19 protein-coding genes and 1 tRNA gene are annotated in these 21769 nt (G+C 72.3%); 14 read left to right on the forward strand and 6 right to left on the reverse strand.

Going from position 1 to position 21769, the window contains the following annotated elements:
• Positions 1–114 precede the first annotated feature (114 nt).
• From ACZ42X_RS15195 to ACZ42X_RS15215, 5 genes are all read left to right on the forward strand, one after another.
• Positions 115–618 carry a SigE family RNA polymerase sigma factor gene (locus tag ACZ42X_RS15195; protein WP_468289154.1) on the forward strand — a complete coding sequence of 168 codons (504 nt, stop codon included), beginning with the start codon at positions 115–117 and terminating at the stop codon, positions 616–618.
• Complete coding sequence (locus ACZ42X_RS15200; RefSeq protein ID WP_468289157.1) at positions 611–1027, forward strand: hypothetical protein; 417 nt, start codon at positions 611–613, stop codon at positions 1025–1027. The genes ACZ42X_RS15195 and ACZ42X_RS15200 overlap by 8 nt, the downstream gene beginning before the upstream one ends.
• A gap of 24 nt (positions 1028–1051) precedes the next feature.
• Positions 1052–2497, forward strand: coding sequence for a DUF2079 domain-containing protein (locus tag ACZ42X_RS15205; RefSeq protein ID WP_468289160.1), 1446 nt, complete (start codon positions 1052–1054; stop codon positions 2495–2497).
• Between the two features lie 71 nt (positions 2498–2568).
• Positions 2569–4080 carry an MFS transporter gene (locus ACZ42X_RS15210; RefSeq protein WP_468290135.1) on the forward strand — a complete coding sequence of 504 codons (1512 nt, stop codon included), beginning with the start codon at positions 2569–2571 and terminating at the stop codon, positions 4078–4080.
• A 32-nt stretch (positions 4081–4112) separates the two neighbouring features.
• Positions 4113–4757 (forward strand): hypothetical protein, encoded by a 645-nt coding sequence (locus ACZ42X_RS15215; RefSeq protein WP_468289163.1) that lies wholly within the window; start codon positions 4113–4115, stop codon positions 4755–4757.
• 358 nt (positions 4758–5115) lie between these two features.
• On the opposite strand, the gene ACZ42X_RS15220 is transcribed toward ACZ42X_RS15215, so the two are convergent.
• From ACZ42X_RS15220 to ACZ42X_RS15230, 3 genes are all read right to left on the reverse strand, one after another.
• A complete protein-coding gene (locus ACZ42X_RS15220; protein ID WP_468289166.1) occupies positions 5116–5982 on the reverse strand; it encodes a cellulose-binding protein in 867 nt (288 codons plus the stop codon).
• A gap of 136 nt (positions 5983–6118) precedes the next feature.
• Entirely contained in the window at positions 6119–8596 is a 2478-nt protein-coding gene (locus ACZ42X_RS15225) for an SUKH-4 family immunity protein (RefSeq protein ID WP_468289169.1), read from the reverse strand.
• A gap of 7 nt (positions 8597–8603) precedes the next feature.
• Complete coding sequence (locus tag ACZ42X_RS15230) at positions 8604–9590, reverse strand: SMI1/KNR4 family protein (RefSeq protein ID WP_468289172.1); 987 nt, start codon at positions 9588–9590, stop codon at positions 8604–8606.
• A 228-nt stretch (positions 9591–9818) separates the two neighbouring features.
• On the opposite strand from ACZ42X_RS15230, the gene ACZ42X_RS15235 reads away from it, so the two are divergent.
• Together ACZ42X_RS15235 and ACZ42X_RS15240 are read left to right on the forward strand one after the other, a co-directional pair.
• The gene (locus ACZ42X_RS15235; RefSeq protein WP_468289175.1) at positions 9819–10418 is read left to right on the forward strand and encodes a YwqJ-related putative deaminase; all 600 of its coding nucleotides are present in this window, start codon (positions 9819–9821) and stop codon (positions 10416–10418) included.
• Between the two features lie 9 nt (positions 10419–10427).
• On the forward strand, positions 10428–10916 hold the full coding sequence (locus tag ACZ42X_RS15240) for an SUKH-3 domain-containing protein (RefSeq protein ID WP_468289178.1): 489 nt from the start codon (positions 10428–10430) through the stop codon (positions 10914–10916).
• Between the two features lie 153 nt (positions 10917–11069).
• Here ACZ42X_RS15240 and ACZ42X_RS15245 read toward each other — a convergent pair whose 3' ends face one another.
• Together ACZ42X_RS15245 and ACZ42X_RS15250 are read right to left on the reverse strand one after the other, a co-directional pair.
• Entirely contained in the window at positions 11070–11555 is a 486-nt protein-coding gene (locus tag ACZ42X_RS15245) for a DUF1877 family protein (RefSeq protein WP_468289181.1), read from the reverse strand.
• 127 nt (positions 11556–11682) lie between these two features.
• Positions 11683–12996 carry a sensor histidine kinase gene (locus ACZ42X_RS15250; RefSeq protein WP_468289184.1) on the reverse strand — a complete coding sequence of 438 codons (1314 nt, stop codon included), beginning with the start codon at positions 12994–12996 and terminating at the stop codon, positions 11683–11685.
• Positions 12997–13151: 155 nt separating this feature from the next.
• Here ACZ42X_RS15250 and ACZ42X_RS15255 point away from each other — a divergent pair, with 155 nt between their 5' ends.
• The 7 genes from ACZ42X_RS15255 (at position 13152) to ACZ42X_RS15285 (ending at position 18807) form a co-directional block, all read left to right on the forward strand.
• Positions 13152–14009, forward strand: a complete 858-nt coding sequence (locus tag ACZ42X_RS15255; protein ID WP_468289187.1) for a hypothetical protein — start codon at positions 13152–13154, stop codon at positions 14007–14009.
• Between the two features lie 27 nt (positions 14010–14036).
• Positions 14037–14109, forward strand: a tRNA-Gln gene (locus ACZ42X_RS15260).
• Between the two features lie 112 nt (positions 14110–14221).
• Entirely contained in the window at positions 14222–15673 is a 1452-nt protein-coding gene (gene glmU / locus ACZ42X_RS15265) for a bifunctional UDP-N-acetylglucosamine diphosphorylase/glucosamine-1-phosphate N-acetyltransferase GlmU (protein WP_468289190.1), read from the forward strand.
• A gap of 109 nt (positions 15674–15782) precedes the next feature.
• Positions 15783–16760, forward strand: a complete 978-nt coding sequence (locus ACZ42X_RS15270; RefSeq protein WP_031068797.1) for a ribose-phosphate diphosphokinase — start codon at positions 15783–15785, stop codon at positions 16758–16760.
• A gap of 205 nt (positions 16761–16965) precedes the next feature.
• Positions 16966–17559 carry a 50S ribosomal protein L25/general stress protein Ctc gene (locus ACZ42X_RS15275; RefSeq protein ID WP_468289193.1) on the forward strand — a complete coding sequence of 198 codons (594 nt, stop codon included), beginning with the start codon at positions 16966–16968 and terminating at the stop codon, positions 17557–17559.
• 90 nt (positions 17560–17649) lie between these two features.
• Positions 17650–18246: an aminoacyl-tRNA hydrolase gene (gene pth / locus ACZ42X_RS15280; protein WP_468289196.1), complete on the forward strand. Its 597-nt coding sequence runs from the start codon at positions 17650–17652 to the stop codon at positions 18244–18246.
• A gap of 78 nt (positions 18247–18324) precedes the next feature.
• Positions 18325–18807 (forward strand): hypothetical protein, encoded by a 483-nt coding sequence (locus ACZ42X_RS15285; protein ID WP_468289199.1) that lies wholly within the window; start codon positions 18325–18327, stop codon positions 18805–18807.
• 68 nt (positions 18808–18875) lie between these two features.
• On the opposite strand, the gene ppc is transcribed toward ACZ42X_RS15285, so the two are convergent.
• On the reverse strand, positions 18876–21605 hold the full coding sequence (gene ppc / locus ACZ42X_RS15290; protein ID WP_468289202.1) for a phosphoenolpyruvate carboxylase: 2730 nt from the start codon (positions 21603–21605) through the stop codon (positions 18876–18878).
• Positions 21606–21769 lie beyond the last annotated feature (164 nt).

The following is a 21769-nucleotide window of genomic DNA, read 5'->3' on the forward strand; positions in this document are numbered from 1 at the left end:
CCCCCGGCCGGTCCCGGACACGTCCCACCCCGGTGTCAACCGAAACCGTGTCCCCCTGCGTATACGTCACGAAACCCGTTCCACCCGATTCCACCCCCGCCGCTGGGAGCCGCATTGACCGAAGAGGAGTTCCACGACCTCTACGCTCACTCCGTCACGCGGCTCGTCGGCCAGCTCTACCTGATGACCGGTGACCTCCACGAGGCCCAGGACGTGGTCCAGGAGGCGTTCGTACGGGCCTGGGGGCGCCGGTCGCGGCTCGTACGCGACGCGGGGCCCGAGGCGTGGATCCGCACCGTGGCGTGGAGGCTCGCCGTCAGCAGGTGGCGGCGCGGGCGCCGGGCCGCCGAGGCGTGGCGCCGCCACGGCGCCGGGCTGCGGGACACCGCGCCCGCACCCGACGCCGGACCGGTCGCCCTGGTGGCCGCGCTGCGCACGCTCTCCGAACGCCAGCGGCGCGTCGCCGTCCTGCACTACGTGTGCGACCTGACCGTGGAGCAGGTCGCCGCCGAGACCGGCATCGCCACCGGGACCGTCAAGACGCACCTGTCCCGGGCCAGGGCCGCCCTCGCGCCCCACCTCACCGAGGCCCTGACAGAGGAGGAGCACGGTGTCTGACCAGCAGCACGGGGACGAAGCCCTCGCCACGGCGCTGAAGCGGGCCGCCGACCGGGGCGCCCGCCGCGCCGTGCCCGCGCCGCCCGCCGAGGTGGTCGCACGGGGACGGCGGCGACGCGGCCGTACGCTGGCCGCCGCGGCGGCGACCGCCGTGTGCGTCCTGGCCGTGACGGGCACCCTCACGGCGCTCGCCCTCCGGCCCGACCCGCCGGCCGCGCCCGCGACACCGCCGTCGCCCGCGCCCTCCCCCTCCCCCTCGTACCCGCCCGCGCCCTCGCCCTCGTACCCGGCCTCACCCTCGTACCCGGCCACCACCTCCACGCCCACCCTCACCCCCACGCCCTCCCTCACCCCGACCGCCTTTCCCTCGTCCGTGCCGCCACCGCCCATCGGGTCCCGCAACCCGTAAGTGACCCGAAGGAGCCCCCGACGCATGCGTGGAGTCGCCGTCGCCCCGCACCCCACCGACCGCACCGGACCGCTACCGAAGCCGGAGCCGATACCCCGGCCGCCCGCCCCGCGACCCGACCCGGCGGGCGGCCGCACCCCCCACCTCCTCGCCCTCGCGCTCTTCGCCGCGTACACCGCGCTCTCCGTCCTGCGCTACCGCCGCATGGAGACCCGCTCCTGGGACCTGGGCATCTTCGAGCAGGCCGTACGCGGCTACGCCCACCTCCAGGCGCCGGTCGCCGACCTCAAGGGCCCGGGCGCCAACGTCCTCGGCGACCACTTCAGCCCCGTCACCGCCCTGCTGGCCCCCGCCTACCGGCTCTTCCCCACCCCCGTCACCCTCCTCGTCGCCCAGGCCGCGCTGTTCGCGCTCGCCGCCATCCCCGTCACACGCGCCGCGACCCGCCTGCTCGGCCGGGGCCCCGGACTCGCCATCGGCACCGCCTACGGACTGTCGTGGGGCATCCAGCGGGCGGCCGACTTCGACTTCCACGAGATCTGCTTCGCCGTCCCGCTGATCGCCTTCTCCCTGGAGGCGGTGCTCCGGGCCCGGTGGCGGGCCGCCCTGCTGTGGGCGGCGCCCCTCGTCCTGGTCAAGGAGGACCTGGGCGCCACCCTCGCGGCCCTCGCGCTGGTCGTCGCCTGGCGGGCCCGGCGCACCGCGCCGCGTACCGCCGTGTACGCGCTCGGGGTCGCGTTCCTCGGCGCCGCCGCCACCCTCCTCACCCTCACCGCCGTCATCCCGGCCTTCAACCCGACCGGCGGCTACGACTACTGGACCAAGCTCGGCGACGGGCCCGGCCCCTTCGCCGGCGCCGAGACGAAACTGCGCACCCTCGCCTGGGTCCTGCTGCCCACCAGCGGCCTGCTCGCCCTGCGCTCCCCGCTCCTCCTGGCCGCCGCCCCCACCCTCGGCTGGCGCTTCCTCTCGGGCGACCCCCACTACTGGTCCACCGCGTGGCACTACAGCGCCGTCCTGATGCCGGTGCTCTTCCTCGCCCTCACCGACGCCGTCGACATCGCCCGCCGCAGCCCACGCCCGTGGCTGCGTACGTACGCGGACCGGCTGCCCGCCTGCACCGCCGCGGCCGCGCTCGCCCTGACCACCACGCTGCCCCTGGCGTCGCTCACCGAGGCGCGGACCTACCGCGAACCACCCCGGGCCGTCGCCGCCGAACAGCTCCTGTCCCGGATCCCGGACGGCGCCACCGTGGAGGCGAACGTCGGCCCCATCAGCCGCCTCGCGGGCCGCTGCCGGGTCCTGTGGATCGGTGACCCGCGCAACCCCGCCCCGGAGTGGATCGCGATCGACAACGCCTCCGGCTGGGTCCGCGACCCGCTCGCCTACGCCGAGCGGCTCCACCCCGACGCCCGCTACCACGCGGCGGGCACGGCGGCCGGCTTCGTACTCCTCGAACGCCGCGCCTGACCACCGGAGGGCTCGCCGGGGCTTCTCCATCCGCGGGCCGGGTGAGAAGCTGGGCCGACGGATATACATGCATAGGGAAAGGACCCGACTCGGTGACCGACGCGATACCCGACGCCGCGTCCCCGGACACGGGCCCCACCGCCCCCGCCCCGCCCGGCCCCCGCGGCCGACGCGGCCCGGTCGTCGCCGCGCTCATGCTCGGCATGGCGCTGGCCGCGCTCGACGGCACCGTCATCGCCACCGCCGTACCGCAGATCGTCGGCGACCTCGGCGGCCTCTCCGTCTTCTCCTGGCTCTTCTCCGGCTACCTCCTCGCCGCGACCGTCACCCTCCCCGTCTACGGCAAGCTCTCCGACACCTTCGGCCGCAAGCCCGTCCTCATCGCCGGCATCATCCTCTTCCTCGTCGGCTCCCTCCTCTGCGCCGCCGCCTGGAACATGGCCTCCCTGATCGCCTTCCGCATCGTCCAGGGGCTCGGCGGCGGAGCGCTCCAAGGCACCGTGCAGACCATCGCGGCCGACCTGTACCCGCTCAAAGAGCGCCCCAGGATCCAGGCGCGGCTCTCCACCGTCTGGGCGACCTCGGCCGTCGCCGGCCCCGCGGTGGGCGGCCTGCTCGCCGGCTACGCCGACTGGCGCTGGATCTTCCTCGTCAACCTCCCGGTCGGCGCCCTCGCCCTCTGGCTGGTCGCCCGCCACCTGGTGGAGCCCGCCCGTCCGCGTACGCCGCCGGTACGCGTCGACTGGCCCGGCGCCCTCGCCGTCTTCGCCACCGGAACGCTCCTGCTCACCGCCCTCGTCCAGGGCGGCGTCGCCTGGCCGTGGCTCTCCGCCCCGTCCCTGGCGCTCTTCGCGGGCGCCGCGCTGCTCGCCGCGCTGGCCGTCGTCATCGAACGCCGGGCGGCCGCCCCGGTCATCCCCGGCTGGGTCTGGCGCCGCCGCACCATCGCGGCCGTGAACCTCGCCCTCGGCGCGCTGGGCCTGCTGATGGTGGCCCCGACCGTCTTCGTCCCCACGTACGCCCAGACCGTCCTGGGGCTCGGCCCCATCGCCGCCGGGTTCGTCCTCTCCGCGATGACCCTGTCCTGGCCCATCACCGCGGCCTTCTCCAACCGCCTCTACACCCGCATCGGCTTCCGCCTCACCGCGGTCACCGGCATCACGCTGGCCATGCTCATCCTGCTGGCCTTCCCCCTGCTGCCCTACCCCGGCGAGCCGTGGCAGCCCGCCCTGATCATGCTGCTGCTCGGCGGGGCGCTCGGCCTCTTCCAGCTGCCGCTGATCGTGGGCGTCCAGTCCACGGTCCCCTGGTCCGAGCGCGGCACCACGACCGCGTCCGTGCTCTTCTGCCGCCAGGTCGGCCAGAGCCTCGGCGCCGCGCTCTTCGGCGCCCTCGCCAACGCCGTACTCACCGCCCGCCTGCCCTCCGGCGACCTCAACGACCCGGCGACGCTCACGCCCCGGGCGGTGGACGCGGCCGTCGACCACGTCTTCACCGCCGCCGCGGGCGCCGCGCTCCTCGCCCTGCTCGTCCTGCTGATCCTCGCGCCGCGCCGCTTCCCGGTTCTGTCGGCCGACGAGTGAACGCGCCGGGGGCGGAACGCATCTTCTCCGGCATGACGTTCGGGATGCGGTTCGGCATGAAGACGATCGTGGTGGGTCTCGCGGGTGGGGCTGCGGGTGGGGCGGTTTTCGGGGCGGCCACCTCTGTCGTCAACGCGCTCTCCTCCCCGTACGTCGGGCTCGGCGCCCCTCTGGCGGGCACCGTCTGGGGCGATGCGGCCAAGGTGCTCAGCCTGCTGATGGACGTCGGCTGGGCCTGGGCCGCCCTCGCGGTGCTGATGGGCCTCGCGGCCGCGAGCCCGGCCCGCGGGGCGGTGACCGGCGCGCTGGCGCTGCTCGCGGCGACGACGACGTACTACCTCACGGACTCCGTGGTCCGCGGTGAGCCGCTCACCTCGTACGCGGGCGACCTGGGCCTGTGGTGGGCGGCGAGCGTGCTGCTCGGGCCCGCGCTCGGTGCCGTGGGCGCGTCGATCCGGCGCCCCGGGACGGCCGGCCTGCTCGCGGCGCTGACGGTACCGGTCGGGGCGGCCGCCCAGATGCTCCTGCTCCCGCCCCGGCCGGGCCCCGCCCTCACCCCGCAGATCGTGGTGGCCGAGGCCCTCGTCTGGACGGCCGCGGCGACCGGCGCCGCCTGGGCCGTCCACCGCTACGTGACGACCCGGCGCGCGCCGTCACCCGGGACGGCGGCGGGGTAGGGCGGGGCGGCGGGCGTCAGCCCCCGCAGCCCCGCCCGGGTGCACCGGGGCCGCCGCACGGCACCCGCCCGGAGGGCGGTGCGGGCGCGGGACCGTGTGGGCAGGGGCTGTCGCCCGCGTGCCCACCACGGGCGAGCGCCGGGACCGCGGGCCCCGCCGCGGGGGGCCCGCCCCGCCGCGAGCCCCGGGGCCCCGGTGCGGTCCCAGCCCGGGGCCCGTACGTCCCGCGCCCACGCCACTACGAGGGCCGCGAGCCCCGGGGCGCGTACGTCCCGCGCCCACGCCGCCACGAAGGCCGGGAGCCGCGGGGCCCGTACGCACCCGGTCCCGGGGCCGGGGCCCGCCTGCCGCGTACGGCTCACGCCGCGTCCGGGTCCGGATCCGCCGGGCGGCCCGTCAGGGTCGCGAGGCTTTCCCGCACGTGGGCCATGTGCTCCCGCAGCCCCTCGCGTGTCTCCGCGTGCTCCAGCAGCAGCCGCTCGGTCTCCTGCTCCACGCGCTGCTCCTCCACGCGCGCCTCGGCCAGCAGCTCCGCCGCCCGCGCCTCCGCCTCGCGCTCGCGCTGACGCGCCATCTCCTCCGCCTCGGCGAACACCTTCTCGGCCTCCGCCAAGTGGCCCTCCGCCTCCGCGATGAGCCCCGCCAGCCGTTCCTTCTCCTCCGCGCGCCGCTCGGCCAGCTCCTGCTCCGCCGTGTCCCGCTGTTCCGCGTGCACCTTCTGCTGCGCCGCCATCAGCGCCTCCGTGCGCTCCCGCACCTGCCGGAGCTCCGCCTGCGCCTCGCCGCGCGTACGCTCGGCCTCCGCCCGGGCCTCGGCCCGTACCTCCTGCGCCTTCTCCCGGGCCGCGAGCAGGATCTGCGCGGCCTCCTCCTCCGCCGCCGCGCGCAGCGCGTCCGCCGCCTCGCGCGCCGCGTCCCGGGCCTGCCGCCCCGCCTCGTCCGCCGCGTCGGCCATGGCCTGCGCCTCGGCCGCCGCCCCGGCCCGTACCGCCCCGGCCTCCTCCTCCGCGAGCACCAGCAGCTGCTGGGCCTGCGGCCCGAGCGACTCGTACCGCTGCGGCTTCAGCCCGGCGACGACCTCCCGCAGCCGGGCGGCCTCCTTGTCCATCTCCTTGGCCAGGACGGTCAGCCGCGCCGCGCGCTCCCACGCGCCGTCGCGGTCCGCCGAGAGCTGGCCGATGTAGTGGTCGACGTCCTTCGGGCGGTAGCCCCGTCCCTTGGCCACGACCCCGAACCCGTGCGGTGATGTTGATGCAGTGTCAGGACTCATAGGCCCAGAATGCGTCAATCATCACAAAAAGGGACGTAATGACCGGCCTGCCGGGTGCAAGCCGGTCACCCCAACGCCCTCCGGGCTCACCTCACAGCAAGCCGTCCCACATCTGCTCCAGCAGCACCGACCACCAGCTCTCCGGCGACGCCAGCGCCGCCGGGTCCAGCATCGCCAGCTGCGCCTGGAAGTCGACGGTCCACCGCCCCGCCTGCTCCGGCGTCAGCCCGAACCGCAGCCGCCACATCCGCCCCAGCAACGCCAGGCACCGCGTGAACTCCGGCAACCCGCTGTTCACGAACTGCGGCGCCACCGGCTGACCACCCGGCCCCGCCTCCACCGGTACGGCGACGATGTGCGCGGTCCCGTACTGCACACACAGCGCCCGACCGAAGTCCGAGCCCAGCACCAGATACGAACCCGCGTCACCTGCCGGCTGCACCTGCCGCTGCGCCGCCAGCTCGGCGAGCGTCGGCACGACCGGCTGCGCGGGCTGCGCCCAGAAGAACGGCCCGAAGTCCGCCGGCAGCCCCGCCCACACGAGCGTGCGCGCCACCAGCTCCGGCACCCCCTGCCGCGACACCGCCCGCTGGTCGAACCGGCAGATGCCCTGCGGCCCGAACGCCCCCGCCAGCTCCTGCGCGATGCCCTCCGGCGGGATCGGCGGCGCGGGCTGCACCGGCGGCAGCGGAGCACGCAGCGGAGCCGGGCGCGCCGGACCGTCCGCGACCTGGTGCAGCTCACCGTGGTGCGCGATGAGCTGCGCCATGCCCTGCTGACGGCTCGCGTGGTCACGCCCGTACGAGGCGATCGACGTGATCCGCGCCTGCGGCCAGGTCTCCCGGATCATCCGGGCGCAGTAACCACCGGGCAGATCGCACGACTCCAGCTCGGTGTGCAGCTCCAGCACCTGGTCCGGCGGGATGTTCATGGCACGCAGCTCATGGAACATCTGCCACTCGGGGTGCGGCGTACCGGGCGCCGAACGACGGATGAGCTGCTGCTCGGAGCCGTCGGGCGCGCGGTAGCGCAACACGGCCTGGTAGCCCGGACCGACGGTCGGCTGCCCGGTCGGCTGCCCCGGGGGCGGACCCATGGGCTGGCCCATCGGCGGCTGCGGCTGCGGGAACGCCGGCGCGGCGGGCGCGGGCGCGGGCGGCGCCGGAGGCTGCGGCCCGCCGGGCCCCGGCTGCGCCAGCATCGTCGCCGCATGGTGCACCCCACCGCCCGGCGGCGGCGTGGCACCCGGCGGCCGCGGCGCCCCGGGAGCCCCGGGAGGCCCGGGCGGAGCCGGCGGCTGCGGACCACCCGCACCACCGGTACCGGCTGCAGAACCGATCCCGCCCGGCCCCGGATGGGCCAGCATCGTCGCCGCATGGTGCGCGTCGCCACCGACCGGCCCCGGCGGCGCCGGAGGCGGCGGCGGACCCCCAGGCCCTCCAGGCCCCCCGGGACCCGGGTGCGCCAGCATCGTCGCGGCGTGGTGCACCCCACCCCCCGGCGGCGGCGTCGACCCGGGCGGCGCGGGGGGAGCCGGCGGCGCGGGAGGCTTCGGACCCTCGGGGCCCAACTGCGCCACGAGCTGCGTCGGTACGTAGCCCCCGGCCGGCGCACCCGGAGCACCCGGGCCCGACGCGGGCGGCCTGACCCCCGGCGCACCAGGCGCACCAGGCGGCGGCGGAGGCGTCGCACCGGCACCCCGCGAGGCGCGCGCGGCACGCGGCGGCAGGACGGCCTTGCTGGTCGCGGCGTCCGCGACCTCACCCGCCGACAGCCCCGGCGCACCCGGCGCGGCATCGGGCAGGGACTGCGGGTCCACCGCGGGCGCGATGGCGGTACGCGGCAGCTGGCTGCCGCCCGGCAGCAGCGCCGTCGGCGCGTCGGCGCCGACCGCCGGCGGCGGCGTCTCGTCATCGTCCGCCCCGGTCAACGGCGGCGCGAACACGGTCGCGGGCAACGGCACGGACCCATCGTCCCCGCTGCCGTTCCCCCCACTGGTGTCGTTCCACGACGGCGTGGCGGGCGCGGCCGGTACGCCGTCGGAGGCGGTCGGCTCGTAGTCGACCACACCCCCGCGCGTACCTCCGCCCGCCGGAGGGGCCCACACGTCCTCGGCAGGCGCACTCACCGAAGCACCCGCAGCGGGCGCGGGCGCGGGCGCAGGCGCGGGCTCCGAAGGCTCCGCCCGCGGAATGCCCCGCCTGTCCGCCGCGTCCTGCAGCCACTCCGGCGGCGTCAGCAGGAACGACGTCTGGTTCAAGTCGATGCGCTCCGGCGCGGGCGCCGCCGCCGGGGCCGCGTCGGCCGGCGGAGCCCCGTACTCCTCCTCGTACCGGCGGATCACCTCACCCACCGGCAACCCCGGCCACAGCGTGGCCTCGCCGCTGTCCCGGGCGATCACCAGCCGCTGGCGGCCGCCGTCCGACGTCGGCCCCTCCTCACGGTCCTCCGCCCACACCACGAACCCCAGCTCGAACTCCCGCACCCGCACCTCACGGTGCTGGTACGCGGGCACGTCGCCGTTGACCCACTCTTCCGCGCGCTCCTGCGCCTGCGCGAAGGTCACCACCGGACCGTCACCCCTCGTCCGAAACCGGGACGGCCCGCGCGAAGCCGCCGTCCACCATCAGGTTCGCCACCGTCTCCAGCTCCGGCGGATTGCCCGCCAACCGCTGCAAGAACTCGTCGAAATCCGCACCACACGGCAACAGCAACCGCTCCACGCGCTCCTGCACCGTCAAGCCGTCCTGATCCCGCGCGTCGTCATACGCGCAGAACCACACCGACCCCGCACCTGCGCCCCTCACCTTGACCGCGAGGATCCCGCCCTGGACGAAACCGACACCCAGGTAATCCTTCGTCAGGTGGTCCCGCAGGCACTTGTTCACGTACACCAGGTCATTGACCGCCGCCTCCTCACGCACCGTGAAGAACGGCTGGTCCACCAGCAGCCCCAGCTCCGCGTCGAGCGCCGCACCCACCGGCGCACAGCCACCCGCCGCCTTCAGGAACGACCGGTACGCACCCGGCAACCGGTAACCGAGGTCCTCCTCCACGCCCTGCACCTGCGCCTCGGACACCGACAGCGCACCCTTCGGCAACCCGAAATGCGCCGGACGGGTCTCCTGCAGCGGCCGCGTACCGCGCTTGCCGTGGTCCACCGCGGCCGTCGCCAGCCCGCCGTGGTGCCGCAGCAGCGCCTTCACCTCCACCGGCACCAGCTCCATACGGCGCGTGCCCGCCACGTGGTGCCACGTCCAGCCGTGCGGCGTCGCCACCGCCGGAATCGTGTCCCACAGCTCGTGCCCCGACGCCGCGAGCGCCGCGTTCGCCGACACGTAGTCCGTCAGCCGCAGCTCGTCGACACCGAAACCCTCCGGCGGTTCGGCGATCTCCGCGGCCGCACGCGCGTACGGCGAGAAGACCGGACGCCCGTGCTCGTCCACCCGCACACCCCTGGGGTGCCGAGCGGCACGCACCGGGTCCGGGAAATGCACGACCTGCCCGGCGTAGGCCGCGTTCGGTGGCGCGGCATGCTGCTGCCCGAGCCGACCTGTCGTCATGGCGGTTGCCCCCTGCTGCTGCTGGCTTGGTCCGCACAGCCTATGCGGTGGGGCAACAGGGGGAACCCGTCCTCCGTTTCAGTGACCCGACGTCACCCCCAGGTGACCCACTGGCGACCCCACGACACACCGATCACACGTTTCAGCGCCCCCGCTTCCCCATCACCTCACCCATTTGGCAGGCTGTTGATCGCAACTCGGGGGATTGCAGAGGGGACGACAAGCACCATGTACACAGCGCAACCAGCGACCACACCCGCGGTCGCCACGACCGGCGGGACTCCCGGTACCACCGGGGCAGCCGGGACCGCCGGGGCTGCCGGGACCAGCGGGACGCCCGCCACCGGCGACCCCCGCCTCACCTGGAGCAGCAGCACCCCCGACCGCACCCCCACCCTGCGCCACCGCCGCGACGGCATACTCCCCACCGTCGGCGCCGCCCTCTCCGTACGCGGCGAAACCCTCACCTGCACCGCCGGACGCGGCAACCGCCCACCCGCCCTGCACCCCCTCGTCCAGGACTTCCTCGACACCCTCACCAGCGGCCAACGCGAACGCTTCACCGGCCGCTGCCCCGAAGCCATCCTCCTCTCACGCCACCTCACCGCCACCGAGACCAACCGCTCCAAACGCGCCCAACGCAAACCCCTCACCCACAGCGAAGCCCGCCGCGCCCTCAAACACGCCAAACTCACCGCACGCCGCATCCGCGAAGACGGCGACCCCCTCCACGGCAGCTACACCGCACCCTGCCGCTCCTGCGCCGCACTCCTCGCCCACTTCGGCGTACGCCCCGTCGACCCGACGACCACCGACCGGAACGGCTGACCCACCCCCATGCCCGACCTCAACACCACCCGCTTCCCCGTCGCCGTCGACGCCGCCCTCCGCGAAGCCGGCTGGCAACCCGGCCGCTGGGACATCAAGCAGGCGGAACACTGGGCCGACGCCCTCCGGGCACACGTCTCCCCCGCCGGACACCGGCACAGCGTCTTCCCCGCCGCCGTCGAAGCCTGGGCCGAATTCGGCGGCCTCCACATCGCGGGCCCCGGCCCCGGCCGCCAGATCGCCCCCACCCCCATCCACTTCGACCCCCTCGCCGGACTCCACCTCGCCCGCAGCCTCGCCGACCTCGGCCGCGCCCTCGAAACCGAGATCGCCCCCCTCGGCGAAGAAGCCGACCACCAGGCCATCCTCGCCATCGACACCGAAGGCCGCGTCTACAGCCTCGACCACGCCGGCGACTGGTACCTCGGCCCCGACATCGACCACGCCCTCGCCACCCTCATCACCGGCACCCTGCCCACCCGCCTCACCTCCCCCTGAGCCCCTCCACGGCGGATCGGCCTAAGGCCGTGTATCGATGTTCCGTGGCGGGACGTGCCCAAGAACCGTGCCTACCTGTGCCGCCGAGGGATCCACTGCACCATCCGGGTTGCAGCGATCAACGCATGGCTATGACCGGCACGTGGGTACGCCTCAAGCCCACACCGCTTTGACCACGGCGTGACCTGCCGAGGCCGCCCGCCCGTAGAACTCTTGCAAGGCCCGGTGATGTTCGAGGTGCTCCTGCCTGGTCCAGCCGAGGGCAGTGAACCTGGCACCGACCACGTTCCACAGATCGTCGAAGGAAACAGTCGCAAGGAAACGCGCGGCCTGTGACACTCCAGACGGCTCCAGGAGCATCAGCGGTGGATCGGAGGGGTCCGCATCAGCGCTGTGGGGCACGGGGCGGCCACCATAGATCGGCAGTACCCAAGGCTCGTCGGGGTCTGTGGAGAGGGCACCGGCCGCGGCATAGAAGTCGTTGACAGCGTCCCAGCCCTTGTTGATCGAGTGGGCAACGCCTGCTGCGTACTCGGCCTCGTCGTCGTCCCAAGCCTTGGACATGAACGCGGCGAGCCACGTGTGGTCGTCCCGGATCTCGGACTCCGCCACGGCACGAAAGTGCAGGTAGATGCTCACTACGACGAATCCCTCAGACCGACGACCCACCTGTCGGGCCGAACGGACAGAACCTACTCCAGGGCACTGACAGCCATGTGCCGTCGAGACCGACTCGCGCCATCTGCCAGGCCTTTCGGCACACGGCCTAGGCGGCCCTCACCGGCAACACCGCCGACACCTTGAAACCACCCCCATCCGTCGCACCCGACACGAAAACACCACCCAGCGCGGTCACCCGCTCCCGCATCCCCACCAGACCGTTCCCCCCACTCGGCAGACCCGCATCCGCCACCGCACCATCCGACGGACCGTTCTCCACCTGCATCGCGACCTCATCGCCCCGGTGCGCCAACCGCACCACCACACGCGCACCCGCCGCATGCTTGTGGACGTTCGTCAACGCCTCCTGCACCACCCGGTACGCCGTCTGCTCCACATCCGGCGCATACGACCGCGCCTCACCCATCACCCGCAGCTCCACCGCCATGCCCGCCTGCCGCGACTGCTCCACCAGCTCGTCCAAGGCGTCCAGACACGGCCCGTCCTCGGCCGCCGCCTCGGCGGCAGCGGCGGCCGCCCGCCCCACGGCCTCCAACGGCACCGACGCGGAGCGCGGCGCCACCGGCTCCTGTTCCTCCGCCCGCAGCACCCCCAGCATCTGCCGCAGCTCCGACAACGCCTGCCGCCCCATGTCACCCACCAGCGCCGCGTTCTTCACCGCCTTCTGCGGATCCTTCAACGCCACCGCCTGCAACGCCGCCGCATGCACCACCATCAAACTCACCCGGTGCGCCACCACGTCGTGCATCTCCCGCGCGATCCGCGTCCGCTCCTCCACCCGCGCCATCTGCGCCCGCTGCTCCGCCCGGTCCGCCAGCAGCGACAACTCCTGCTCCAGACTGTCGGCCCGCTCCCGCAGACTCTCCATGAGCCGCCGCCGCGCCCCTATGTACAACCCGAACAACACAGGCGGGGCGTTCAGCCCCAGCGACAGCATCACCGACACCAGCGGCACGTACCACGACGACGTCTCGAAGTCCGCCGCCGCGACGTCCTGCCGCACCCGCACGTACGTCACGATGAACACCGCCGCCAGCGACATCCCCGCCAACGCCGCCGTGATCCGCCGGGGCACCTCCGAAGCCGCGAGCGTGTACAGCCCGACGATCGACATCAGATAGCCCATCTCGGCGGGCGTGATCGCGATCGACACCAGCACCACGGCGATCGGCCACCGCCGCCGCACCAGCAGCGCCGCCCCGGCCACCAGCCCGAACAGCACCCCCACCGGCACCGGCAGCCCCGCGTTCTCCGCGAAACCGACCCCCTCGCCGGCACACTCCAACGCCGACACCAGCGCCAGCGCCACATCCAGCACGGCACTGCGCCGTCTCCCCCACCACCACCAGCCACGGGCGGTCGTGCCCGCAGCGTCCTGGTGTGCCCCCGTTGTGGTCATGTCTCCCAGCCTACGGGCGGCGGCCACCCGTTTTCCGGCGAGTCCAGCAGCACAGAACGGGACACTCCGCACGCGAAACGCACGCCGATCCCTCGAACACGTGAATCGCCCGCACATTCGACCCGGACGTCCGCATTCCGGACGAAGCTGTCCGCGTGACCACCGCCATCGGCAAGTACGCCGACTTCGAGAGCCTGCGCGAGCAGGCGATTGCCCTCCGCAGGGAAGGCCTCAGCCTTCGCCAGATCCGCGACCGCCTGGGCGTCTACAACAACGACATCCTCAACCGGCTCGTGAAGGGCGAGCCACCCCCCGACTGGACCAAGCGCCCCCGCGCCAAGGACGACCTCCGGGCCCGCGCCCGCGAGCTGCGGCTCCAGGGCATGACCTACGACCAGATCCAGATGGAGCTCGGCTGCTCCAAGAGCTCGATCTCGCTGTGGGTGCGGGACCTGCCGAAACCCAAGCCGCGTTACACGGACGAGGAGCGCCGCGACCTCATGAACGCGGGCCTCGCCCATCTCCGCGCGACGGAAGACCAAGAGCGCGAGGCAACCAAGCGCTCAGCGCGCGACGCGATCGGGCAGCTTTCGGACCGTGAGCTATTCATCGCCGGGGTCACGCTCTACTGGGCCGAAGGCGCCAAGGACAAGCCGTATCAGCGCCGCGAATCTCTGCAGTTCATCAACAGCGACCCCAACGTGATCACCCTCTATCTCAGATGGCTTGCTCTACTGGAGGTGCCACGCGAGCGAATGCGCTTCCGCCTGAGCATCCACGAGTCGGCAGACGTCGCCGAAGCTGAGCAGTTCTGGGCCGATCTCATCGGCATCGATGCCTCGACCTTCCAGCGGGCGACGCTCAAAAAGCACAACCCCAGGACGACACGGAAGAACACGACCGATGCCTACCGAGGCTGCCTGGTGATCTACGTGACCAAAAGCGCCGATCTGTACCGTCGCATGGAAGGGGCTTGGTACGGCATAGTAGGGGCTGCCGCCCCGGCAGACTGACTTAATGTCCGGTTTGGTCGGGTTTAATCCCCCATGGTGTAATCAGGCAGCACTGCGGTTTTTGGTACCGTCTGTTCAGGTTCAAATCCTGATGGGGGAGCCGCCATATTTGCCGGGTCCTGGCCTAACGGTCAGGACCCGCCCTCGTTTCCTCCCCGAAACCCCCCGGTATCCTGCGGTTGTCCACCACCCGAAAGCCGAAGGGCATTCCCGTGAGCGCCAACCGCCCGGCAGCCGTCGTCGTCCTCGCAGCGGGTGAGGGCACCCGCATGAAGTCGAAGACCCCCAAGGTCCTGCACGAAATCTGCGGGCGTTCGCTCGTCGGCCACGTCGTCTCGGCGGCGCGTGAGCTGGAGCCCGAGCACCTGTGCGTCGTCGTCGGGCACGCGCGCGAGCAGGTCACCGCGCACCTCGACGCGTACTACGCGGGCACCCGGACCGCCGTGCAGTACGAGCAGAACGGCACCGGGCACGCCGTGCGCATGGCGCTGGAGGAGCTTGGGGCCGGGGCGCTGGACGGGACGGTCGTCGTGGTGTGCGGGGATACGCCCCTGCTGTCGGGCGAGACGCTCGGCGCGCTGGCGGCGACGCACGCGGCGGACGGCAACGCCGTCACGGTGCTGACGGCCGAGGTGCCGGACTCGACCGGCTACGGGCGGATCGTGCGCGATGCCGGGACCGGCGCGGTGACGGCGATCGTGGAGCACAAGGACGCGACCGACGAGCAGCGGGCGATCCGGGAGATCAACTCCGGGGTGTTCGCGTTCGACGGGAAGCTGCTGGGCGAGGCGCTGGGTCAGGTGCGGACGGACAACAGCCAGGGCGAGGAGTACCTGACGGACGTCCTCGGCATCCTGCGGGAGGCCGGGCACCGGGTGGGCGCGTCGGTGGCGCCGGATCACCGGGAGATCCTGGGGATCAACAACCGGGTGCAGCTGGCGGAGGCGCGGCGGTTGCTGAACGAGCGGCTGCTGGAGCGGGCCATGATGGCCGGGGTGACGGTGGTGGACCCGGCGTCGGTGTTCGTGGACGCGACGGTGACGTTCGAGCGGGACGTGCTGGTGCATCCGAACACGATTCTGCTGGGTGCCACGCATCTGGCGGAGGACGCCGAGGTGGGCCCGAACAGCCGACTGAAGGACACCCGCGTGGGCCGTGGGGCCCGGGTGGACAACACGGTGTCGGACCGCGCGGAGGTGGGCGAGGCGGCGTCGGTGGGCCCGTACGCGTACCTGCGTCCCGGCACGGTCCTGGGGCCGAAGTCGAAGGCGGGCACGTACGTCGAGATGAAGAACGCGCAGGTGGGTGAGGGGTCGAAGGTCCCGCATCTGTCGTACGTGGGTGACGCGACGATCGGTGAGTACTCAAACATCGGCGCGGCGAGTGTGTTCGTGAACTACGACGGTGAGGCGAAGCACCACACGACGATCGGGTCTCACTGCCGGACCGGTTCGGACAACATGTTTGTGGCTCCTGTCACGGTGGGGGACGGGGCTTACACCGCTGCCGGCTCGGTGATCACGAAGGACGTGCCGCCGGGTTCGCTGGCCGTCGCCCGTGGCCAGCAGCGGAATATCGAGGGTTGGGTGGCGCGGAAGCGTCCTGGAAGTGCCGCCGCGCAGGCTGCGGCGGAGGCCTCCGAGCAGGCTCGACGCGAGGACTGACCGGAAACAGGTGCGTCGAACTCGGCGTACCGTGATACGTGCACACAAATTCGGCTGGTTCGCGCGGAAGTGGCTCGCGGCCAGGGAACACGTCTGAGGAGACAGTGCTGTGACCGGGATCAAGACGACCGGCGAGAAGAAGCTGATGCTCTTCTCCGGCCGCGCCCACCCCGAGCTGGCCGAGGAGGTCGCACATCAGCTGGGTGTCGGTCTCGTGCCGACCAAGGCGTTCGACTTCGCCAACGGTGAGATCTACGTCCGCTTCCAGGAGTCGGCGCGCGGTGCGGACTGCTTCCTGATCCAGAGCCACACGGCTCCGATCAACAAGTGGATCATGGAGCAGCTGATCATGATCGATGCTCTGAAGCGGGCTTCGGCCCGGAGCATCACCGTGATCATCCCGTCGTACGGCTATGCGCGGCAGGACAAGAAGCACCGTGGTCGTGAGCCGATCTCGGCGCGTCTGATCGCGGATCTGCTGAAGTGCTCGGGTGCGGACCGGATCCTGACGGTGGACCTGCACACGGACCAGATCCAGGGCTTCTTCGACGGCCCGGTGGACCATCTGTCGGCGCTGCCGGTGCTGGCGGACTACGTGGGTGCGAAGGTCGACCGGAACAAGCTGACGATCGTGTCTCCGGACGCGGGTCGTGTGCGGGTGGCGGACCGCTGGTGTGACCGGCTGGACGCGCCGCTGGCGATCGTGCACAAGCGGCGGGACAAGGACGTGGCGAACCAGGTCACGGTGCACGAGGTCGTCGGTGAGGTCGAGGGCCGGGTGTGTGTCCTGGTGGACGACATGATCGACACGGGTGGCACGATCTGTGCCGCGGCCGAGGCGCTGTTCGCGCACGGTGCGGAGGATGTGATCGTGACGGCGACGCACGGCATCCTGTCGGGTCCGGCGGCGGACCGTCTGAAGAACTCCAAGGTGAGCGAGTTCGTGCTGACGAACACGCTGCCGACGCCGGGTGAGCTGGAGCTCGACAAGATCACGGTGCTGTCGATCGCGCCGACGATCGCCCGTGCGGTGCGTGAGGTGTTCGAGGACGGTTCGGTGACGAGCCTCTTCGAGGAGCAGGGCTGACAGCAGTGTGATGAGGCCGTCCCGACCGTGTGTCGGGGCGGCCTTTTCGTTTCGGTTAAGCTGGTGTAGTTGCTCGGCGAGGGAGGCCGTACCCGTTCATCCGGTACGGCGGTCCGTTATCGACGCGCTCTTCGTAGCAGGCCAAGTCCAGTCGTGGCCGGGTAACCACGACCGTCGATCCGTCTGACACTTACGAGGAGTGCATATGTCCGAGGTGAAGATCACCGCGCAGACCCGTACCGAGTTCGGCAAGGGTGCGGCCCGTCGCATCCGCCGCGCGAACCAGGTTCCGGGTGTTCTCTACGGCCACGGTTCGGACCCGATCCACCTGACGCTGCCGGGTCACGAGCTGCTGCTGGCGCTGCGTACGTCGAACGTCCTGATCTCCCTGGACATCGACGGCAAGAGCACCGAGCTGGCGATCCCGAAGGACGTGCAGCGTGACCCGCTGAAGGGCTTCCTGGAGCACGTCGACCTGCAGCTGGTGCAGCGTGGCGAGCAGGTCACCGTCGAGATCCCGGTTGTCGCCGAGGGCGAGCTGGCCCCGGGCGGCAACCTGCTGGAGCACGTGCTGAACGCGCTTCCGGTCGAGGCCGAGGCCACCCACATCCCCGAGTCGCTGACGGTCTCCGTCGAGGGCCTGGAGGCCGGTGCCTCCGTCCTGGCGAAGGACATCCCGCTGCCGAAGGGCACCTCGCTCGCGGTCGAGGGCGACACCGTCGTCCTGCAGGTCCTGGCCGCGCAGGCCGAGGAGCCGTCCGCTGAGGGCGCCGAGGGTGACGAGGCCGCCGAGGCCTGAGCCCTTTCGGGTTCCGCTTGACGGGGTGGTGGGCTGTGGCCCGCCGCCCCGTTTCCCTGTTCCGGTACGTGTACGAGGAGACGTGACGACATGACGACGGACGCCGGCGCCCCCTGGCTGATCGTGGGTCTGGGCAATCCGGGGCCTGAGTACGCCGGTCATCGGCACAACGTCGGGTTCATGGTGGCCGATCTCCTCGCGGAGCGGATCGGCGGGAAGTTCAAGCGTGCGCAGAAGGCGCAGGCGCAGGTGGTGGAGGGCCGGATGGGGCCCGTGGGTCCGGCGAACCGGCGGGTGGTGCTGGCGAAGCCGATGTCGTACATGAATCTGTCGGGTGGTCCGGTGACGGCGCTGCGGGATTTCTACAAGGTGCCGACGGCGAACATCGTGGCGGTCCATGACGAGCTGGACATCGATTACGGCGTGCTGCGGCTGAAGCTGGGTGGCGGGGACAACGGGCACAACGGGTTGAAGTCGATGACGAAGGCGATGGGGCCGGAGTATCACCGGTTGCGGTTCGGTATCGGGCGGCCGCCGGGGCGGATGCAGGTGGCGGACTTCGTGTTGAAGGACTTCTCGTCGGCGGAGCGCAAGGAGCTGGACTACTTCGTGGACCGGGCGGCGGACGCGGTGGAGTGTCTGGTGACGGAGGGGTTGGAGCGGGCTCAGTCCGCGTACAACTCCTGAGCATGCTCGCGACCGGTCTCCTGACCGTTCTCGACCGAGATTGACCGGGCGCGGTCGTATCACCGAGGATCGCGCCCCATGAGCAAGCCCTCGCGCAAGAAGCGGACCTCAGCGTTCCTCCCGTTCGCCCGTGCCGCCGCCATGGCTCTGGTCGCCCTGCTGCTGGTGGTGGCGGGCGTCTGGGCGTCGTGGGGCACGGCGCAGCACGTTCTGCTGTCCAAGGGGCGGGAGCACGGCGTCCTGACGGTGACGGGCTGTTCGGCGGACGTCTGCACGGGCCGGTATGACCCGGAGGGCCCGGCGGGTCCGCGTACCGACATGTCGATAGCGCACTCGGTCGCGGTGCGCGAGGACGGTGTCTATCCGGTGGTGGTGAAGCCGGACACGACGGAGCTGGTGCGTACGGGCTGGGCGGGGGGTCTGCACGCGTGGTTGCCGCTGGGCGGGGCGCTGCTGCTGGCGGCGCTGGTGATCGGGGGCGGGCTGCGGTTGCCGCGGCTGGCGTCGGCGGCGGCGTTGGGGGGCGCGGTGCTGCTGGTGGGGACGTTCTTCGCGCTCTGAGGCCGGTACGCGAGGGGGGCGCCCGGGTGATCCCGGGCGCCCCCCTTTCGTTGCGGTGTCGCGGTACGTCAGCCGGTGTTGCGCAGGCCGGCCGCCACGCCGTTGACGGTGAGCAGCAGGGCCCGGGCGAGCAGCGGGTCGGGCTCCTCGCCGCGCTCGGCGGCGGTGCGCTGGCGGGCCAGCAGGGCGACCTGGAGGTAGGAGATGGGGTCCAGGTAGGCGTCGCGGATGGCGAAGGTCTGCTGGAGGACGGGGTTGGAGTCGAGGAGCTTCTCGCCGCCGGTGACGCGCAGGACCTCGGCGACGGTGAGCTCGTGCTCGGCCTGGATGGTGTCGAAGACGTGCCGGAGGTTCTCGGGCACGAGGGTCTCGACGTAGTGGCGGGCGATCCGCAGGTCCGTCTTGGCGAGGGTCATCTCGACGTTGGAGAGGAAGTTGCGGAAGAAGTGCCACTGCTCGTACATCTCGTCGAGTACGGCGTCGAGGCCGGCTTCGCGCAGGGCCTTGAGGCCGGAGCCGACGCCGTACCAGCCGGGGACGATCTGGCGGGACTGGGTCCAGCCGAAGACCCACGGGATGGCGCGCAGGCCGTCGAGGCCGGCGCCGGAGTCGGGGCGGCGGGAGGGCCGCGAGCCGAGGTGGAGGTCGGCGAGCTGGTCGACGGGGGTGGAGGCGAAGAAGTACGCCGGGAGGTCGGGGTCCTCGACGAGCCTGCGGTAGGCGGTGTGGGCGGCCTCGGAGGCGGTGTCCATGGCCGCGTCCCAGCGGGCGAGGGCCTCGTCGGACTGGCGGGGCGCGGTGTGCAGGGCGGACGCCTGGAGGGTGGCCGCGACCGTGAGTTCCAGGTTCTCCCGGGCGAGGGAGGGGATGAGGTACTTGTCGGAGATGACCTCGCCCTGCTCGGTCACCTTGATCTCGCCCTCCAGGGTGCCCCAGGGCTGGGCGAGGATGGCCTCGTGGGTGGGGCCGCCGCCGCGGCCGACGGTGCCGCCGCGGCCGTGGAAGAGGCGGAGGCGTACGCCGTAGCGGTGGGCGACGTCGCGCAGGCGGCGCTGGGCGCGGTGGATCTCCCACTGGCTGGTGGTGATGCCGCCGAACTTGGAGGAGTCGGAGTAGCCGAGCATGACCTCCTGGACGTCGCCGCGCAGGGAGACGAGGCGCCGGTAGGAGGGGTCGGCGAGCATGTCGTTGAGGATGACGTCGGCGGCCTTGAGCTCGTCGGTGGTCTCCAGGAGCGGCACGATGCCGATCTTGGCCCAGCCGGCGTGCAGGTCGATGAGTCCGGCCTCGCGGGCGAGGACGGCGGCGGCGAAGACGTCGTCGGCGCCCTGGCACATGGAGATGATGTAGGACTCGACGACCTCGGGTCCGAACCGCTCGAAGGCGTCCTTGATGGTGAGGAAGACGCCGAGGGTCTTGGTGCCGGCCGCGTCGAGGGGGGCGGGCTGGGGGCCGAGGGGGCGGCGGGAGCGGAGCTCCTTGGCGAGGAGCTTCTGCCGGTAGTCGCGCGGCATGTCGGCGTAGCGCCAGGATTCCTCGCCGAGCCGGTCGAAGAGCTGGCCGAGGGCGTGGTGGTGGGCGTCGGCGTGCTCGCGTACGTCCATGGTGGCGAGCTGGAGGCCGAAGGCGGCGAGGGTGCGGATGGTGCGGTCGAGGCGGCCGTCGGCGAAGAGGCCGCCGCGGTGCTCGCGCAGGGAGGTCTGGATCAGGGTGAGGTCGCTCAGCAGCTCGGCGGTGCCGAGGTAGTCGCGGCCTTCCTGGTGGGGGGTGCCCTTGGCGAGGCGCTCGCGGGTGTTGAGCAGCTTCTGGCGGATGCAGGTGGCCTTGAGCCGGTAGGGCTCTTCGGCGTTGAGGCGCTTGTAGCGGGGGCTGATCTCGGGGAGGCTCTCGAGGTCCTGCTGGAGGGAGTCGAGGAGTTCCTGGGTGGCGCCGGCGTAGCGGATGGAGTTGGAGAGCTGCGCGCGGAGCTGGTCGATCAGCTCGATGGCGTCGGTGATGCCGTGCTCGTGCTGGAGGATCAGCACCTCGCGGGTCACGGCGGGCGTGACGTTGGGGTTGCCGTCGCGGTCGCCGCCGATCCAGGTGCCGAAGGTGAGGGGGCGGGTGCCGGGCGGCAGCTCGACGCCGACGCGCTCCAGCTCGGCGGCGAGGTCCTCCAGGACGTCGCCGACTGCGTTGGCGTGCAGCTCGTCGAGGTAGTAGATGGCGTTGCGCGCCTCGTCGGCGGGCTCCGGGCGGACGACGCGGAGCTCGTCGGTCTGCCAGACGAGGTCGATGGACTCGGCCAGGCGCAGGTCGTGGCGGCGCCGGTCGGAGGCGATGACCGGGGTTTCGAGGAGCTCGGCGATGCGGCGGAGCTTGTTGAGCACGGAGCGGCGCGCGGCCTCGGTGGGGTGTGCGGTGAAGACGGGCCGGACGTTGAGGTTCCGGACGGTCTCGCGTACGTGCTCGGGGTCGCCGTCCTTGAGCATGTCGGCGGTGCGGGCGAGGAGGCCGCCTTCGGCGGCGCGCTTCTCGCGCAGTTCCTTGCCGCGGTGCACCTGCTCGGTGACGTTGGCGAGGTGGAAGTAGGTGGAGAAGGCGCGGACCAGCTTGGCAGCGGTCTGGAGGTCGGTGTCGCCGAGCAGCTCGGCGGCGGCCTCGCCGTCCTCGCGGGTCAGGCGGCGGACCTTCTCGACGAGCTCGAGGAGCTCGGGGCCCTCCTGGCGCACGAGTGTCTCGCCGAGGAGGTCGCCCAGTCGGCGGATGTCGGAACGCAGCTCGGCGTTGGCGGTGGAGGTCTGGTCTGCACTGCTCACAGGTGCGGCTCCTTGCAGTGTTTGAGCACGTCTGGAGGGGTACTGAAAGCTCGCGGACCGCGCTGTCCGACGACTCCCAGGATAGGTGTCGCCTGGTGTGGCGCCGTCCACTGCCCCCTTGCCGCGCGCCCGCGCGCTGACATACTTACGACGCCGTAGGTTAC

It is taken from the genome of Streptomyces sp. NPDC030862 (genome assembly GCF_055571835.1).